Origin of the sequence: Mesorhizobium mediterraneum (assembly GCF_002284565.1) — a bacterium.
Classification (GTDB): domain Bacteria; phylum Pseudomonadota; class Alphaproteobacteria; order Rhizobiales; family Rhizobiaceae; genus Mesorhizobium; species Mesorhizobium mediterraneum.
On sequence record NZ_NPKI01000015.1, the window covers coordinates 364515 to 380738 of the forward strand.

The window sequence follows — 16224 nt, forward strand, 5'->3', positions numbered from 1 at the left end:
AGTTCCCCTTGTTTTTTGAGTTTTGACCAATGGCTGTAGCGAGGTGGACCACTCTTAATAAGAGGGCCGAAATTGCATGTGTACAAACTAAATCACCAAAGCCCTGATGTGGCAAGCGGGCTTTCCCTGGGGATTAATCGACGCCATCGAGCCGGGCTTTTGTCTCATCCGGCCGCCGGCGTGGCAAGCAACCACAGGCCGAAGACCGTATAGGCGATCATCAGCACGGTGAGCGGAAACTGGCTGAGCGTGGCGCGGGCGGGAACCGGGTGCAGTCGCCAGGCGAGGCCATGCGCGACGAGCACGGCGAGCATGTGACCGGCGATGATGACGCCGGCCTGGAGATTCCACAGCCACCACGCCGAACCGGCGCCGGCGACCACGCCGGCTTCGATCTGCATATCGGCGGTGCCGAACAGGTTCCAGCCCAGCGCAAACGGGTCGGAAAGCGCAGCCACCGCATATTGGCCATCGACCAGCAGCGCTGTCAGATAATGCGCGACATGATAGGCAAGCGCGATCGGCACGATCGACCAGACCAGCAGCCCGGCGGCCTGACTGAGGGAATGCTCGCTTCCGGCCAGGCGCTGGCCGAGGACAATTGCAAGAATGAATGCGGCTGCAAGCAAGACGAACGTCAGCACGAGACCGAAGGTGCCGATGCCGATCACCGCCGTGCGGCCGGGAAACTCCAGCGGATTGATGCCGAACAGGCCGAGCCAGAAGAAGGTTTTCGACAGGCCGTCGAAGGAGACCGACGACAACGCAAGCAACAAGAAAGCGAGGCCACTGGGCGACAGCGGCGCGGCATTGCTGAGCTTGGCGCCCGGCCAGCACAGACTGAGCCGGCCGTCTTCATTGCGCTCGACTTCATTGCGCTCGACGACGGCGAAGCGCGCAATCATGGCGAAGAAGACGGCCAGGAACTCGCCTCGCCGGCTCCAGTCGCGGTAGCCGAACACCAGCATGGCGGCAAAGCTCAGCAGCCAATAGAAGCCGGCGGCCCAGGCCAACCGTGCCGGATCGTCGGGCGCCGGGTCGATCAGCTCGAACCAGGCGAAGGCGAAGAACAGCGCGACGGCCGGCCAGCAGCCGAGCCAAGGGGGCGGGCGCCATGTCCGCCGCTTGCCGAACAGGTGTGAGATGACACGCCAAGGCCCGTACCAGGGGTTCAGCCAGGACCAGAGATTGCCGAACAGGCCCTGCAGCGAGGCCAGCCCGACCCAGAGCAGCGTCCAGATGGTGAGGGGCAACGGGTTGGAGAGCGGATCGCGGCTGCCGAACAGGCCGGCCGCGACAAGAATTGCAAAGCCGGCAAAGGATATCAGACTGACGATAGTCCGTGCGCCGTCGCCGAATGCGAAAAGCGGCAGGCGCCGCCGCCAGAGGCGGTTGATGGAGTCCGGCGGCAGCAGCGCCAGAACGAGGAAGCTGGCGGCGACCGCGAGCGCACCACCGGCGACGTAGTAGCCGGTGGGGAGGAGCAGGACGTGGCCGCGGTCGGAGGCGTGGGCGAAGGCGGGGGTGGGCGAGACGAAACACAGGGCTGCAAGCAATAGAGCCAGCGAAAGACGACGGCGCTTTACGGCGCCCCCCTCTGTCCTGCCGGACATCTCCCCCACTTGGGGGGAGATCGGCAGTTCGCTCGATCGGCGCCTTCCATGCGACGTTGGAGATTGGCGAAGGTGTAGATGACAGCCAATCTCCCCCCTCGTGGGGGAGATGTCCGGCAGGACAGAGGGCGGCGCGAAGGAACTCATACTGTGCAAGAGTTCCCTCACCCTCACACCTTGACCAGCTGCTCCACGCGGTCTTTCTCGCCAAAGATCCTGATGTAACGCTCGATCTCCTTCTCGTCGCCGGTCGCCTTGGCCGGGTTGTCGGAGAGCTTGACCGCCGGGCGGCCATTGGCCTCGGTGACCTTGCAGACCAGCGAGATGGCGTCGAGCCGGTTGGTGTCGGTCGGCGCGCAGCCCTCGAAATCATTGGTCAGGTTGGTGCCCCAGCCGAACGACATGCGCACCTTGCCGTGGAAATGGCGGTAGGTTTCCTCGATGGTCTCGACCTCGAGACCGTCGGAGAAGATCAGCAGCTTCTGCCTGGGGTCCTTGCCCTTTTCGCGCCACCAGGAAAGGATCTTTTCGCCGCCTTCGATCGGCGGCGCGCTGTCGGGGCGAAAACCGGTCCAGTCGGCGATCCACTCCGGCGCATCACGCAGGAACGCCGCGGTGCCGAAGGTGTCCGGCAGCACGATCAGCAAATTGCCGCCATAATAGCGCTGCCAGTCCTGCAGCACCTTGTAGGGCGACTGTTTCAGTTCCTTTTCCGAATTGGCGAGCGCGGCGAACACCATCGGCAGTTCATGCGCGTTGGTACCGAGCGCTTCGAGGTCGTTGTCCATGGCGAGCAGCACGTTGGAGGTGCCGGTGAAAGCCTCGCCGATGCCTTCCTTGAGCGCCTCGACGCACCAGCGCTGCCACAGGAAAGAATGGCGGCGGCGTGTGCCGAAATCCGAAATGCGGATATCGGGCAGCGCTTTCAGCCGCTCGGTCTTGGCCCACATCTTGGCCTTGGCGCGGGCATAGAGCACGTCGAGCGCAAAAGGTCCGAACGCCCGCATGGCCGCGCGTGAACGAAGCTCATTAATGATTGCGAGCGCCGGGATCTCCCACAGCGTCGTGTACATCCACGGACCGCTGAAGCTCAATTCGTACTGGCCATCGCGCTTGGAAAGCTCGTATTCCGGCAGTTGGAAATCTTCGAGCCAGGCGAGGAACTCCGGCTCGAATATCTGCTTGCGGCCATAGAAGGTGTTGCCGCCAAGCCAGATCATCTCCTTCTTGGAGAAGCGCAAGGTGCGGGCATGGTCGAGCTGATCACGCAGTTCCGCCTCGTCGATCTCGTCAGCAAGGCGGACCGAGGTGGTGCGGTTGATCAGTGAGAAGGTGGCATCGACCTTGGGATACATGCCCCAGATCATCTGCAGCATCAGCAGCTTGTAGAAATCGGTGTCGAGCAGGCTGCGGACGATCGGGTCGAGCTTCCAGGTGTGGTTGTAGACGCGCCGCGCTATATCGGTCTTAGTCATGTCTCGATGCCGCCTTCACTGCTCGCTTCCTGCGGAAGCCTCTTAGCATTGAATTTTTGAATGCGCTTCCCGCTTTGCGGGCTGGCCCGACAAAAAGAGAGCCGGCGGCATGTATGCGGCTTCGGCAATTGCAGCCTCAGGACGCGGTTTTGTTGCCGACCACTCGCAGCGCCGGGCGCTTCCTGCGGATGCCGATGCGGCCCGCCACCGGCGCATCGGCGCGGCCGTCAGCCTGCTCCTTTTCGGCAAACAGCCAGTCGATGAACAGCTGCACGATCGGCGCCGACCTCATCTCGTTGCGACAGACGACGTAGAAATCGTCGACCGCCGGCACCGACAGGCTGAACGGCGCGACAAGCAGCCCCCTGGCGAGCAGCCCGCTTGCCGTCACTGTATCGCCAAGCGCCACGCCATGACCATGAACCGCAGCCTCGCTCGCCATGCGCGCGTCGCCGAGATGATGGCGGCGGCCGCGCTCCAGGTCCAGCGCGTCGGCGGCGGCCAGCCAGGTGTGCCATTCACGGCCGTCGTCGCCATGCAGGAAGACATGATCGGCGAGATCGCGCACGGTGCGGATCGGACGGTTGTTGATCAGCGTCGGACTGACCACCGGGAACAGCTCGAGGCCCGACCATTTGCGCATCCAGCAATCGGTCCAGCTGCCGTCGCCATAGTGCACGCAGATGTCGATATGCGGCGCGCGGATGTCCTTGGCGTCATTGGATGGGATCAGCGTCAGCCTGATATCAGGGTATTGCGAGGTGAAGCTGCCGAGCCGCGGGATCATCCACAGCAGCAGCAGCGCCGGCACACAAGACACCGACAAGGCGCCGGTGCTCGCCGGCCTGGTCATGCGCTGCGTGGCGGCAGCGATGCCGTCGAAGGCGGTCGACACTGCCGGCAGCAATTCGGCGCCGTGCGGCGTCAGCTTCACCCGCTGACCGGCGCGCTCGAACAGCTTGACGCCAAGCGATTGTTCGAGCGCCTTGATCTGATGGCTGATGGCGCCATGGGTGACGTTCAACTCAGCTGCCGCCTTGGTCAGCGAGGCGTGACGCGCCGTCGCCTCGAAGGCCCGCAATGGATTCAAAGGTGGCAGACGCTTGGCCATCAGATTCCCGCTGGAGCACGATCCCGAGAAGTGGGACCCGGTTTTCGGACAAGGTCGTGCTCAACATTGATGTGAGATTTCCTCACAGCGAAGACCCTAACAATATCAATTGATTTTTCAATGCGGCTACAAGACACTTTGCCCGGGAACAGTATCAAGACCTGAAATGCGCAGGCAGCCGGCGGGATGGCGACCGTCATTGATGGCCGCACTGCGCCAGCCATGGAGGACCGACATGGGTTATAACAGCGGCAAGCTCGAAGCGTTGCGTCGCAAATATGGCGAAAGCCATGGCGGCGAGATGTTCGACCCGAAATTCCGGAAGGTCGCCGACAAAATCTTTTCCAAGAGCGGCACGCGGCTGGCGCCCTATTCCGGCATCCCGACCTTCCTCGCCGCGCCCTACCGGCAAATTGCCGCCGACAATCCGGATTTCGGCGATCTGCAGGTGGCGATGATCGGCGTGCCGATGGACCTCGGCGTCACCAACCGGCCGGGCGCCCGCTTCGGGCCAAGGGCGCTGCGCGCCATCGAGCGCATCGGGCCCTACAATCATGTGCTGGAATGCGCCCCGACGCATGAGCTGAAGGTGGCCGACATCGGTGACGTGCCGTTCCAGAGCCGCTACCGGCTAGAAACCAGCCATGACGACATCGAGCGCCGCACCAACCAGATCGTCGACGCCGGCGTCATTCCGCTTTCGGTCGGCGGCGATCATTCGATCAGCCATCCGATCCTGAAGGCCGTCGGCAAAAAGGCGCCGGTCGGCATGATCCACATCGACGCCCATTGCGACACCAGCGGCCTGTTCGACATGACCAAGTTCCATCATGGCGGGCCGTTCCGCAACGCGGTGCTGGAGGGCGTGCTCGACCCGACCCGCACTATCCAGATCGGCATCCGCGGCTCGGCCGAATATCTATGGGAGTTCACCTACGAATCCGGCATGACCGTCGTGCATGCCGAAGAGGTGACCGGCCTCGGCGTCCCCGCCATCATCGAGAAGGCGCGAAAAATCGTCGGCGACGGGCCGACCTATGTGTCCTTCGACATCGACAGCGTCGATCCGGCCTTCGCGCCGGGCACCGGCACGCCGGAAGTCGGCGGGCTGACGACGCGGGAAGTGCTTGAACTGCTGCGCGGCCTGAAGGGCCTCAACATTGTCGGCGGCGACGTCGTAGAGGTGGCGCCGCAATATGACGCGACCACCAACACGGCACATGCCGGCGTGCAGGTGCTGTTCGAAATCCTCAGCCTGATGGTCTTCAGCCCGGCGATAACAGGCAAGGGAGCCTGAGGGGAGCCCGACACCAATCCAAGGCGACCGCCGCGCTGGAGCCGGCGGCCGCATTCAAACAAAACAAGCTTCCAGCAGGGGAACGACAATGACATTTCAAATGAAGATCAAATCATCCATCGCCGCCGCGCTGATGCTCGCCGGTTTTGGTCTCGCCACCCAAGCCGCCAATGCCGACGCGGTCGATGACATCACCAAGGCCGGCGCCATCAATGTCGGCATTTTCTCCGACTTTCCGCCCTTCTCCTCGGCCAGTGCCGATATGAGCATCAAAGGCTATGACATCGACGTGGCGCAGTTCATCGCCGACCAGCTCAAGGTCAAGCTCAATTTGGTCAGCGTGACCGGCCAGAACCGCATCCCGTATCTTACCGACAAGCGCGTCGATATCCTGATGAGCGTCGGCTACTCCAAGGAGCGTGAGCAGGTGATCGATTTCGCCGCCGCCTATGCACCCTATTATATCGCCGTGATTGGCCCGGCCGCGCTCAAGGTCGAAGGCAAGGACGACCTCGCCGACAAGTCGATCGCCGTCAACCGCGGCACGCTGGAAGATACGTCGCTTACCGAGGCAGCACCCGCCTCGGCCGATATCCGCCGTTTCGACAACTATAATTCCGTCATCCAGGCCTTCATCTCGGGCCAGACCCAGCTGATGGTCGTCGGCAACGACGTCGGCGCTCAGGTGCTCGCCCGCCAAGAGGCGCTGAAGCCGGAGCAGAAGTTCCAGCTCCTCACCTCACCCTCGCATATCGGCCTCAACAAGAACGAGGACCGCCTGAAGCAGGCCGTCAACGACGCGATCGCCAAGATGCTGGCCGACGGCAAGCTGGACGAAAGCTCGAAGGCCTGGCTCAAGACGCCGCTCAATCCCGACAACCTCAAGGATTGATTCCTAGGTCAGGACCTATCATGGGCTACAGCCTCGACTTCGGCTGGCTTGCCGATGCGACAGGCGCGATCGCGCGAGGGGCGGCCACGACGATCCTCTTGATCGCCGTGACCACGCTCGCGGGAACGCTCCTCAGCATCCTCGGCGCGGCGGGGCGGCGAAACGGCCCCCTGCTGCTCAAGCGGGCGATCGGCGTCTATGTCGAAATTATCAGGAACACGCCGTTCCTGGTGCAGCTGTTCTTCATCTTCTTTGGGCTGCCCAGCATCGGCATAAGGCTCGATCCGGTGCTGGCCGCCATGCTGGCGATGACGCTTAATATGGCGGCCTACACGATCGAGATCGTCGGCGCCGGGCTCGACGCCGTGCCGCGTGGGCAGACGGAAGCGGCCCTGGCGCTTGGCCTCCGGCCGCGCCAGGTCTTCGTCAAGATCGTGCTGCCGCAGGCGCTCAAGGTGATCTTTCCGGCGTTGACCAGCCAGATCGTCATCATGATGCTGGAGTCCGCCGTCGTGTCGCAGATCGCGGTGCGTGAGCTGACCTACGAGGCCGACATGCTGCAGGCGCGCACCTTCCGCGCTTTCGAGACCTATTTCGTGGTGACAATGGTCTATCTCGTCCTGTCGATGGGGCTGCGCCGGCTGCTGGTCAGCGGCGGCCGCCGCGCTCTGGGAGCCGGCGTGTCATGATCGAATTCACCTTCTGGGATATCGTCCGCAACCTTCTGCTCGCCGCCCGCTGGACGGTGCTTCTGTCATTGGCGGCCTTCGTCGGCGGCGGCGTGGTCGGCATGGTCGTGCTGTTCTTCCGCATCGCCAAGAACAAGTGGAGCCGGCGAATGGCTTCGGGCTACATCGCGCTTTTCCAGGGAACGCCGCTGCTCATGCAGCTCTTCCTGATGTTCTTTGGCCTGCCGATGCTGGGCTTGCGTATCGAACCGTGGACCGCCGCCGCATTTGGTCTCACCTTCTTCGCCAGCGCCTATCTCGCCGAAATCTGGCGCGGCGGCGTCGATGCGCTGCCGCGCGGCCAGTGGGATGCGGGCGCCAGCCTCGGCCTTCATTATCTGCAGGAACTCAGGCTGATCATCCTGCCGCAGGCGTTTTCTATCACCCGCGCGCCGACCGTCGGTTTCCTGGTGCAGTTGATCAAGTCGACCGCGCTGACCTCAATCATCGGTTTCGAGGAACTGGTCAGGACATCCAACGCCATCAACAATGCGACCTTCGAGCCGTTCACCGTGTATGGGCTGGTCGCTTTGATCTTCTTCATCATGTGCTTCCCGCTGACGCAATACGCACGTTCGCTTGAACGACGGGCAACTAAAAACTAGGACGCCGGTTCTGCGACTAGCGCTCGGATGCCTCCTTAACCGTGTTTCCGGTCACCTCTTCGGAGCTATCTCCTTGTTGGAAGAAGAGTTCTGTGTACTCTCCACATACTTTAGGAAGGGCTTGGGGATGAGAATTGCAATGTTCGTCGCGTTGGCAGCGACGGTGGCCGGATGCGCGATCTCTCCGGTCGACTATGGAGCGTCGCTTTCGAAGCAAGACCAGAAATGGGCGTCGCCGGGATGCCAGCAAGCCCGCATGGAGGCCTCGGACTACGACGCTCGCGAAAAAAAGCAGCCGGGTTGGGGGACCGGCGTCTTTCTTGGCCCGTACGGATTAGGGCTCGCAGCAGCCATCAAGGAGCACCAGCAGAAGCAACGAAAATTGTTCGCCCGCGAGGTGCACCTGCGGTGCTCAAGTCTTCCACTGCCAACGGAGTTGCAACGCGATTTAAGCCCCCAGGCCGCGAGTGCAAATCAGACGAAATACCCATAGACGTCACGACCCGCGCTCCTTCGTGACGGTGCCGCTTTCATCAATGCCCAAAGGAGATCGGCGGCGCGATCCTGTCCCGCCGCAGCCAGCGCGCCAAAAGCAGCGCCGCCACCACCGCCAATCCCAACGACAGGCCGATCCAGATGCCGACGCCGTTGAGCCCGGAATGGAAGGCCAGCAGCACGCCGAGCGGCAGGCCGATGCCCCAATAGCCGATCGCGGCATAGATCATCGGCACCGTGGTGTCGTGCAGGCCGCGCAGCATGCCGGCGGCCACGGCCTGCGCTCCGTCGAAAATCTGGAACAGCGCGGCAAAGGCCAGGAACGACACGGCAAGCCCGATCACCCTGGCATTGGCCGGGTTACCGAGGTCGATGAAAGCGCTGATCAGCAATTGCGGCCACAGGATCATCGCCAATCCCATCAGCGCCATGAAGGAGACGCCGATGACAAAGGCGGTCCAGCCGGCGCGGGAGACACCTTCCGCATCGCTGGCGCCATGGGCCAGCCCGACGCGCACCGTCGCCGCCTGGTTCAGGCCAAGCGGCACCATGAAGGAGATCGATGCGATCTGGATGGCAATGGCATGCGCCGCGAGCGAGTCCGCATCGATCAGGCCCATGAGAAGCGCCGCAGCATTGAAGATCGTCACCTCGAACGCCAGGAGGCCGGCGATCGGCAGGCCGAGCCGCAGCAGGCCCTTGAAGCGCGGCCAGTCGGCCCGCCAGAAGCGCCCGAACAGACGGTAGCGGCGAAACTTCGGCTCAAGCATCACCACCGCCGCCATGCCGACGAACATCAGCATGCTCGACAGCGTGGTGGCGAGGCCGGAGCCGGCAATACCCATCGAAGGAATGCCGAGATTGCCGAACATGAACACCCAGTTGAAGAGGGCGTTGCAGGCGACGGCAACGAAGACGATGACCAGCGCCCAGCCCGGCCGCTCCAGCGCCGAGATGAACGAGCGCAGGACGATGTACCCGTAGAAGGGCAGCACCGCCCATTCGAGCCAGCGCAGGTAGATGCCGGCCTGATGCGCGAGCGCCGGCTCCTGGCCCATGGCCAGCAACACGGCCTCGCCGTGCCAGAGAAAGATCCAGATCGGAATGCAGATGAGGATCGCCAGCCACAGGCCCTGGCGCACGGTGCGGCGTAGGTCGCGCACCGAATGACGACGGCGGCCGAGCTCGGTGGCGATCATTGGCGAGGTCGCCAGCATCAGGCCGAGCCCGAAGATCAGCGGCATGAAATAGAGGTTGGCGCCGAGGGCGCCGCTGGCCAGCGTGTCCGGACCCAGCCGTCCCATCATCATGACGTCGGTGGCAGTCATCGCGGTCTGGCCGAGATTGGTGAGCACCATCGGCCAGGCGAGCGCCAGCGTCGCCCTGATTTCCTGACGCCAAAGGTTTTCCGGCGCGCGAGCGCCGGCTTCGATCGCAGACATTTTTTCGCCTATCCGATTGCGGCGCGTCGGCTAAAGCCGGAAGCCACGTCTCAGCGCGGAAAATGGCCGTGATCGGCCCGGATTCCGCATTAACCGCATGGCTTGTCTACGAAATGGGCAGCTATGGCAAGAGGCTGACGCGGGGAAGGGTTAAGCCAGCAAAGTCGCAGAGGTCTCAATCATGCCTATTGGCGCGCCTATTGGAGAAAGCATGGAAGCCACTATAGTTTGCGTTGTGGCCAATCCGACACCGGCAGGCGGCGTACAGATTTCATCGAAAGGCATGCGGATGAGCGCGTTTCTCGAAATCTATCTGGTTCGGCATGGCGAGACGGAATGGAGCGCCTCCGGAAAGCACACCGGCCTGACCGACATACCGTTGACGCCTGCCGGCGAGGAGGCGGCCGGGCGGATCGCTGAGCGGTTGCAGGGCCTTTCGTTCCAGGCTGTCTGGTCGAGCCCGTCTCAGCGCGCCTTCAAGACTTGCACGCTGGCCGGCTTCGGCTCGGCCTGCGTGAAGCTGGCCGATCTGGCGGAATGGGATTACGGCGCTTACGAGGGCCTGACCACCAAGCAGATCCTCATCGAGCGTCCAGGCTGGCGTCTCTTTCGCGACGGCTGCCCAAGCGGCGAAGCGGCGCAGGATGTCGGCGCGAGGGCGGACCGGATCGTCAACCAACTGCGCGAGGTCGGCGGCAATGTCCTGGTTTTCTCAAGCGCTCATTTCCTGCGGGTGCTGGCCGCGCGCTGGCTCGGCCTGCCGCCGCAAGATGGCGCCCTCTTCGTCCTGGATACCGCCAGCATAAGCGTGCTCGGCTACGAGCACGACCTCGGCGAACCGATTGTCCGGCGCTGGAACCAGAGATAGCAGACGCATTGCACGCTGTTCTATCTGATCGCGTCCAGCGCCTGCCTCTGCCGATGCATCTCCAAAAACACGCGGTAGTCGCGATCGAACCGGCCGGCGGCAGCCGGATTCGACGCCCGCTTCCTGCCGCCCTGCTGCATGGCGACGCAAGCGGCGTTCAGATCGGGGAAAAGCCCGGCGGCGGTGGCCGCGACCATGCCGGTGCCGAGCAGCACCGCCTCGTCGGCGAGCGGCTCGACCACCGTGCAGCCGGTGGCGTCGGCGTAAAGCTCCATCAGCAGCGGGTTCTTGGTGTGCCCGCCGGTGACATGCAGCGTGTCGATCAGATAGCCGTTCTCGTTCAGTGCCTCCAGCACATGGCGCACGCCGAGCGCGATGCCGACGGCGGTGCGCCAATAGAGCTTGCACAGGCTGTCGAATGAGGAATCCAGCGTCAGTCCGCTGATGACGCCGACCGCATGCGGATCGGCGAGTGGCGAGCGGTTGCCGTGGAAATCCGGCAGCACATGCAGCCTTGCCGCAAGGTTCTGCCCCTCGACGGCGCGCAACTCGGCGACACGCCGGGCGATCCTGGCGTGCATGGCGGCGTCCGGCTCACCGCCGGCGCCATGCCAGCGGATGATATGGTCGAGCAGCGCGCCGGTGGCCGATTGACCGCCTTCCGACAGCCAAAGCTTGGGAAGGCCCGCCCCATAGTAAGGACCCCAGACGCCGGCAAAGGGTTGCGGATCGGGCGACATCGCCATGACGCAGCTCGACGTGCCGGCGATCAGCGCCAGATGGCGGCCGATATTGGCTTCGTCGCCGGCAAAGCCGCCGAGGACGCCAAGCGCGCCGGCATAGGCATCAATGACGCCGGCGCCGACCCGGCATTTTTCGGTCAAGCCAAGCTCAGCTGCAGCTTCCGCGCTCAGCCGGCCGATATCGGTGCCGACCGGGCTGGCCTTGTCAGGCAGATTGCCATGCTCGAAAAGGTCGCCAAGGCCGACGGCTTCGAAGAAGCTGCGCCGCCAGCCGGTTTCCTCATGCGCCAGATAGGTCCACTTGGCGGTCAGCGTGCACTGCGAACGGGCAAGCGAGCCGGTCGCCTTCCAGGTGAGAAAGTCGGTGAGGTCGAATAAATAGCCGGCTTCATTCCATGTTCCGGGCAGGTTGCGCTTCAGCCACATCAGCTTCGGCGTCGCCATTTCCGGCGACATGACGCCGCCAATATAGTCGAGCACGGCATGGCCGCTTTCGGTGCATTCATCCGCCTCGGCAATGGCGCGGTGATCGAGCCAGACGACGGTGTCCCAGCGCCTTTCGCCCGACACCGACACGCTGAGCTGGCCACCATCCCTGCCCCGCACCACGAGCGAGCAGGTGGCATCGAAGGAGATGCCAACGATATTCTCCGGCGCCACGCCGGCCTTTTCGCGGGCGGCGCGCACCGCAACGCAGACCGCCGACCAGATATCTTGCGAATCATGTTCGGCGTGATCCGCCTTCGGCCGGTTCATGACGATCGGGTGCTCGGCGCGACCGAGCAAGGTGCCTCCGGTGTCGAGAATGCCCGCGCGGGCGCTCCCGGTGCCGACATCGACCGCGCAAACGAAACTTTTCGTCAAGGTGTTCCTGCTCTCGCTCCCAGGCCTGCAATCAGATCAGGCAATTGCAGCATGTCAGCGAATATAAAGTCCGGCTCACTCGACGCAAGCCGCGCTTTCAGTGCCGGGTTGCCAGTATGTGAGCCGCCGGTGAAGGCAAGGACGCGCATGCCTGCCGCCCGTGCCGCCTCGATGCCGGCGGGGCTGTCCTCGATGACCAGACAATTTTGCGGGATTGCTCCCATTTTGGCGGCTGCGTGGAGAAAAAGGTCCGGCGCCGGCTTGCCCCGCGCGACCATGGCGGCGCTGAACAGATGCGGCTCCAAGAGCTCGAGCAGCCCGGTGACGTCGAGCGCATAACGGATGCGGTCCAGCGTGCCGGAGGAGGCGACGCAGCATGGCAGCCCGAGCCTCGCCAGAACCTGCCCGATGCCGGGGATCGGTTTCAGCTCCTCGCGAAACTTGCGCATCAGCTCGACACGCATCCCGGTCAGATGCTGGTCGGTGATATCAATCCCGAAGTCGCTAAGAAGAATTTCGCGAACGCTTTTCATGCTCTTGCCGAGAAAATGCTCATAGGCGAGCTCCTCGCTGACATCACCGCCTGCGAGCGTGATCATGCCAAGCAGCGCCGCGACGGACAGCGTCTCGCTGTCGACCAGCACGCCGTCGCAGTCGAAGATGACCAGATCAGGCGTCATTGCAGGGCCTTCATGGGCGAGACTTCATGGGCAGCCGATTTTAGAGCTGGCCGGCGAGGTAGCGCGTCAGTGTCGCACGCGCGCCGTCGGCCCAGAGCGCCTTGAGCGCATTGACAAAGGCTTCGACAAACGCCGCCGCGCGGCCGACATCGCCATAGATGTCCTCCATGGCAAGCCAGGCGGCAGGCGCATCCTTTGCCGCCCTGGCGGTCGTCTGCAGCCGGTCCCAGCTCGGATCGTTGGGTTCGATGACGGCGCCGCTATCCGTCGTGCCGAAGCAGTAGCGGCACCAGAGCGCCGATTCCAGCGCTAGGCCGGTGACGCCCTTGCCGGCTTTCAGCCGGTCGGCGATGGTCGGGATGATAAATTTCGGCTGCCGGTTGGAGCCATCGAGACAAAGCCTGCGGATCGTGTCGCCGATCTTCGGATTGGAGAAGCGGTGCTCGATGAGTTGATAATAGTCCTCCAGCACGGTGTCCGGCACCGGCGGCACGGTCGGGATGATCTCGTCGTGCTCCAGTCTGTCGAGAAAGCCGCGCACTAGCGGCTCCCACATTGCCTCGTGGACGAAATGGATGTCCATCAGTCCGGCCGGATAGGCGATGGTCGCATGGCCGCCATTGAGGATGCGGATCTTCATCAGCTCGTAGGGCGCAACATCGCTGACGAACTGCACGCCGACCTTTTCCAACGGCGGGCGGCCGTCGGTGAAATGGTCCTCCAGCACCCATTGCTTGAACGGCTCGCAGAACACCGGCCAGTTGTCTTCAAGGCCGAACTCGCTCGACAGAATGCCGCGCTCGCGGTCGGTGGTGGCCGGCGTGATGCGGTCGACCATGCCATTGGGAAAGGCGACTTTCTCGCTCACCCAGTTTGCCAGATCCTCGTCGATCAGCCGCGCGAGACCAACGACGCCGTCAGACGTGACATGGCCGTTGTGGGGAATGTTGTCGCAAGACATGACCGTGAAGGGCACGATGCCGTTGTCGCGGCGGCGGATCAGCCCGGCAAGGATGATGCCGAAGACGGTCTTCGGCGTAGCGCCCGGCTCAGCATCGGCGACAATGTCGGGATGGGTTGGATTGAACACGCCGGACGCCGGATCGATGAAGTAGCCGCCTTCGGTGATGGTCAGAGAAACGATCCTTATCGCCGGATCGGCGAGCCGTTCGATGATCGCCGCCGCGTCGCCCGGCATCAGGAAATCGACCATGACGCCGGTGACGCGGGCGCTCATATGACCACTGTCCTGCTCGACCACGGTGGTCAGCCAGTCCTGTTCCTGCAGCTTGCCGCGGCCGACCTTCTCGCCCTCGAAGACGCCGGCGCCGACCAGTGCCCAGTCGTGGCCAACGCCCGAATTGAACAGATCGTCGAGATAGACTGCCTGATGCGAGCGGTGGAAATTGCCGACGCCGAAATGCAGGATGCCGGCTTTGAGCGCGGCGCGATCGTATTTCGGGCCGGCAACCTTGGGCGGAAGCTTGGCGAGGATGGAAGACGAGAGTTTCACGGCCATTTGCTTTTTATCCTGGGCGGGACGGCTCTTCTCCCCGTGGAGGAAACGGGGAGAAGAGCGCCTTCGCCCCCCTCAACTCATCCACTGGCCACCGTCGACATTGTAGGTCTGGGCGACGATGTACTCGGCGTCCTCGCTTGCCAGGAACACCGCCATGCCGGTGAGGTCTTGCGCCGTGCCCATGCGGCCATAAGGCACCGCCTCGCCGACCAGCCGCTTCTTCTCGCCTTTCGGCCGGTTCTCGTACTTGGCGAACAGGGAATCGACATGATCCCAGTGCTCGCCGTCGACGACGCCCGGCGCGATGGCATTGACGTTGATGCGGTGCTTGATCAGATCGAGCCCAGCGGACTGGGTGAGCGAGATGACGGCGGCCTTGGTGGCGCAATAGACGCCAACCAGCGCCTCGCCGCGGCGCCCGGCCTGGCTCGCCATGTTGATGATCTTGCCGCCCTTGCCCCGGGCGATCATCGAGCGGGCGGCTGCCTGCAGCATGAACAGCGTGCCGGCGACATTGACGGAAAACAGACGATCGTAACTCGCTTTGGTGATCTCGACGATCGGCGCCAGGTCGAACAAAGCGGCGTTGTTGATCAGGATGTCCAGCCCGCCGGTCCTTGTCTCGACCGCTTTCACCGCCGCCTCGATCGAAGCGAGGTCGGTGACGTCGAGCTTGACCGCATAGGCTTTCGCACCGATCTCGGAAGCCGTCTTTTCCGCAGCTTCGAGATTGATGTCGCCGATCGCAACCGTGGCGCCCTCGCGCGCAAAGGCTTCGGCGAACGCCCTGCCGATGCCGCGCGCCGAACCGGTGATCAGCGCCGATTTACCCTCGAGCCTCATTGCATCATGGCCTTTCCGTCGGCGCCGAAGCGGTGCAGCTTGGCCTTGTCCGGAGTCAGATAGATCGTGTCGCCGTGATCGACGGACAGTTCGCCGTCGGCGCGCACAGTCAGCGGACCGACGCCGTCCGCTTGCACGTGCAAAAATGTATCGGAGCCAAGGTGCTCGGCGACACCGACCGTGGCCTTCCAGTCACCCGTTGTCGTTGAAATGTTCATATGCTCCGGACGGATACCGACGGTCCTGGCGCCGTACTTGGCCGCCGGCGCGCCTTCGATCAGGTTCATCTTCGGCGAGCCGATGAAGCCCGCGACGAACAGGTTCTTCGGCGTCTTGTAGAGTTCCATCGGCGAGCCGACCTGCTCGACATTGCCGGCATTGAGCACGACGATCTTGTCGGCCATGGTCATCGCCTCGACCTGGTCGTGGGTGACGTAAACCATCGTCGTCTTGAGCTGATGATGCAGCTCACTGATTTCCAGCCGCATGGTGCCGCGCAGGGCCGCGTCGAGGTTGGACAAAGGTTCGTCGAACAGGAAGGCCGAAGGCTGGCGCACGATGGCGCGGCCGATGGCGACGCGCTGGCGCTGACCGCCGGAGAGCTGCCCGGGGCGGCGTTCGAGATAGTTGGTGAGATTCAAGATGCGCGCCGCGTCCTTCACCTTCCTGTCGATGGTCGCCTGGTCCTCTCCTGCCATCTTCAGCGGAAAGGCGATGTTCTTGGCCACCGTCATATGCGGGTAGAGCGCATAGGACTGGAACACCATGGCCAGCTTGCGCTTGGCCGGTGCCTCGCCGGTCACGTCGCGGCCGTCGATGTTGATGGTGCCGGCGGTGGTGTCCTCCAGCCCGGCGATCAGCCGCAGCAGCGTGGACTTGCCGCAGCCCGACGGGCCGACGAAGACGACGAACTCGCCGTTCTCGATGACCAGATCGATGCCCGGAATGATGATCGTCGACCCGAAGGACTTGGAGACGTTCTTGAGCGTGATGTTTCCCATGGTTTCCTCCCCGAGGGGTTATTTTTCGTCTGATGCTTCAGGCAATGT

At 63.4% G+C, this 16224-nt stretch carries 15 protein-coding genes; 6 read left to right on the top strand and 9 right to left on the bottom strand.

Annotation, left to right across the window (positions count from 1 at the left end; translation table 11 throughout):
* Positions 1 to 164: 164 nt before the first annotated feature.
* The 3 genes from CIT25_RS11165 to gcvA all read right to left on the bottom strand — a co-directional run bounded on the left by CIT25_RS11165 (position 165) and on the right by gcvA (position 4199).
* Entirely contained in the window at positions 165 to 1613 is a 1449-nt protein-coding gene (locus CIT25_RS11165) for a hypothetical protein (protein WP_095484577.1), read from the bottom strand.
* Between the two features lie 170 nt (positions 1614 to 1783).
* A complete protein-coding gene (gene pncB, locus CIT25_RS11170) occupies positions 1784 to 3088 on the bottom strand; it encodes a nicotinate phosphoribosyltransferase (protein ID WP_095484578.1) in 1305 nt (434 codons plus the stop codon).
* 136 nt (positions 3089 to 3224) lie between these two features.
* On the bottom strand, positions 3225 to 4199 hold the full coding sequence (gene gcvA, locus CIT25_RS11175) for a transcriptional regulator GcvA (RefSeq protein ID WP_095484579.1): 975 nt from the start codon (positions 4197 to 4199) through the stop codon (positions 3225 to 3227).
* A 235-nt stretch (positions 4200 to 4434) separates the two neighbouring features.
* On the opposite strand from gcvA, the gene speB reads away from it, so the two are divergent.
* The 5 genes from speB (at position 4435) to CIT25_RS11200 (ending at position 8214) form a co-directional block, all read left to right on the top strand.
* Positions 4435 to 5496 carry an agmatinase gene (speB, locus tag CIT25_RS11180; RefSeq protein WP_095485082.1) on the top strand — a complete coding sequence of 354 codons (1062 nt, stop codon included), beginning with the start codon at positions 4435 to 4437 and terminating at the stop codon, positions 5494 to 5496.
* Positions 5497 to 5584: 88 nt separating this feature from the next.
* A complete protein-coding gene (locus CIT25_RS11185) occupies positions 5585 to 6388 on the top strand; it encodes a transporter substrate-binding domain-containing protein (RefSeq protein WP_095484580.1) in 804 nt (267 codons plus the stop codon).
* Positions 6389 to 6408: 20 nt separating this feature from the next.
* Positions 6409 to 7077 (top strand): amino acid ABC transporter permease, encoded by a 669-nt coding sequence (locus CIT25_RS11190; RefSeq protein WP_095484581.1) that lies wholly within the window; start codon positions 6409 to 6411, stop codon positions 7075 to 7077.
* Positions 7074 to 7721, top strand: coding sequence for an amino acid ABC transporter permease (locus CIT25_RS11195; protein WP_095484582.1), 648 nt, complete (start codon positions 7074 to 7076; stop codon positions 7719 to 7721). Before CIT25_RS11190 ends, CIT25_RS11195 begins: the two co-directional genes overlap by 4 nt.
* A gap of 127 nt (positions 7722 to 7848) precedes the next feature.
* Positions 7849 to 8214, top strand: a complete 366-nt coding sequence (locus tag CIT25_RS11200; RefSeq protein WP_095485083.1) for a hypothetical protein — start codon at positions 7849 to 7851, stop codon at positions 8212 to 8214.
* Between the two features lie 40 nt (positions 8215 to 8254).
* On the opposite strand, the gene CIT25_RS11205 is transcribed toward CIT25_RS11200, so the two are convergent.
* Complete coding sequence (locus tag CIT25_RS11205) at positions 8255 to 9658, bottom strand: MATE family efflux transporter (RefSeq protein ID WP_095484583.1); 1404 nt, start codon at positions 9656 to 9658, stop codon at positions 8255 to 8257.
* Positions 9659 to 9947: 289 nt separating this feature from the next.
* On the opposite strand from CIT25_RS11205, the gene CIT25_RS11210 reads away from it, so the two are divergent.
* Entirely contained in the window at positions 9948 to 10526 is a 579-nt protein-coding gene (locus tag CIT25_RS11210; protein ID WP_095484584.1) for a histidine phosphatase family protein, read from the top strand.
* Between the two features lie 20 nt (positions 10527 to 10546).
* On the opposite strand, the gene CIT25_RS11215 is transcribed toward CIT25_RS11210, so the two are convergent.
* From CIT25_RS11215 to CIT25_RS11235, 5 genes are all read right to left on the bottom strand, one after another.
* Positions 10547 to 12133, bottom strand: a complete 1587-nt coding sequence (locus CIT25_RS11215; protein ID WP_095484585.1) for an FGGY-family carbohydrate kinase — start codon at positions 12131 to 12133, stop codon at positions 10547 to 10549.
* Positions 12130 to 12813 carry an HAD family hydrolase gene (locus CIT25_RS11220; protein WP_095484586.1) on the bottom strand — a complete coding sequence of 228 codons (684 nt, stop codon included), beginning with the start codon at positions 12811 to 12813 and terminating at the stop codon, positions 12130 to 12132. The genes CIT25_RS11215 and CIT25_RS11220 overlap by 4 nt, the downstream gene beginning before the upstream one ends.
* 40 nt (positions 12814 to 12853) lie before the next feature.
* Positions 12854 to 14332 carry a mannitol dehydrogenase family protein gene (locus tag CIT25_RS11225; protein WP_095484587.1) on the bottom strand — a complete coding sequence of 493 codons (1479 nt, stop codon included), beginning with the start codon at positions 14330 to 14332 and terminating at the stop codon, positions 12854 to 12856.
* 72 nt (positions 14333 to 14404) lie between these two features.
* Positions 14405 to 15175 carry an L-iditol 2-dehydrogenase gene (locus tag CIT25_RS11230; RefSeq protein ID WP_095484588.1) on the bottom strand — a complete coding sequence of 257 codons (771 nt, stop codon included), beginning with the start codon at positions 15173 to 15175 and terminating at the stop codon, positions 14405 to 14407.
* Positions 15172 to 16176 (bottom strand): ABC transporter ATP-binding protein, encoded by a 1005-nt coding sequence (locus tag CIT25_RS11235; protein ID WP_095484589.1) that lies wholly within the window; start codon positions 16174 to 16176, stop codon positions 15172 to 15174. The genes CIT25_RS11230 and CIT25_RS11235 overlap by 4 nt, the downstream gene beginning before the upstream one ends.
* Positions 16177 to 16224 lie beyond the last annotated feature (48 nt).

Bases quoted from the DNA above. Each gene is read 5' to 3' on its own strand.
- CIT25_RS11165 (WP_095484577.1), bottom strand. From the start codon at position 1,613: ATGTCCGGCAGGACAGAGGGGGGCGCCGTAAAGCGCCGTCGTCTTTCG.
- pncB (WP_095484578.1), bottom strand. From the start codon at position 3,088: ATGACTAAGACCGATATAGCGCGGCGCGTCTACAACCACACCTGGAAG.
- gcvA (WP_095484579.1), bottom strand. From the start codon at position 4,199: ATGGCCAAGCGTCTGCCACCTTTGAATCCATTGCGGGCCTTCGAGGCG.
- speB (WP_095485082.1), top strand. From the start codon at position 4,435: ATGGGTTATAACAGCGGCAAGCTCGAAGCGTTGCGTCGCAAATATGGC.
- CIT25_RS11185 (WP_095484580.1), top strand. From the start codon at position 5,585: ATGACATTTCAAATGAAGATCAAATCATCCATCGCCGCCGCGCTGATG.
- CIT25_RS11190 (WP_095484581.1), top strand. From the start codon at position 6,409: ATGGGCTACAGCCTCGACTTCGGCTGGCTTGCCGATGCGACAGGCGCG.
- CIT25_RS11195 (WP_095484582.1), top strand. From the start codon at position 7,074: ATGATCGAATTCACCTTCTGGGATATCGTCCGCAACCTTCTGCTCGCC.
- CIT25_RS11200 (WP_095485083.1), top strand. From the start codon at position 7,849: ATGAGAATTGCAATGTTCGTCGCGTTGGCAGCGACGGTGGCCGGATGC.
- CIT25_RS11205 (WP_095484583.1), bottom strand. From the start codon at position 9,658: ATGTCTGCGATCGAAGCCGGCGCTCGCGCGCCGGAAAACCTTTGGCGT.
- CIT25_RS11210 (WP_095484584.1), top strand. From the start codon at position 9,948: ATGAGCGCGTTTCTCGAAATCTATCTGGTTCGGCATGGCGAGACGGAA.
- CIT25_RS11220 (WP_095484586.1), bottom strand. From the start codon at position 12,813: ATGACGCCTGATCTGGTCATCTTCGACTGCGACGGCGTGCTGGTCGAC.
- CIT25_RS11225 (WP_095484587.1), bottom strand. From the start codon at position 14,332: ATGGCCGTGAAACTCTCGTCTTCCATCCTCGCCAAGCTTCCGCCCAAG.
- CIT25_RS11230 (WP_095484588.1), bottom strand. From the start codon at position 15,175: ATGAGGCTCGAGGGTAAATCGGCGCTGATCACCGGTTCGGCGCGCGGC.
- CIT25_RS11235 (WP_095484589.1), bottom strand. From the start codon at position 16,176: ATGGGAAACATCACGCTCAAGAACGTCTCCAAGTCCTTCGGGTCGACG.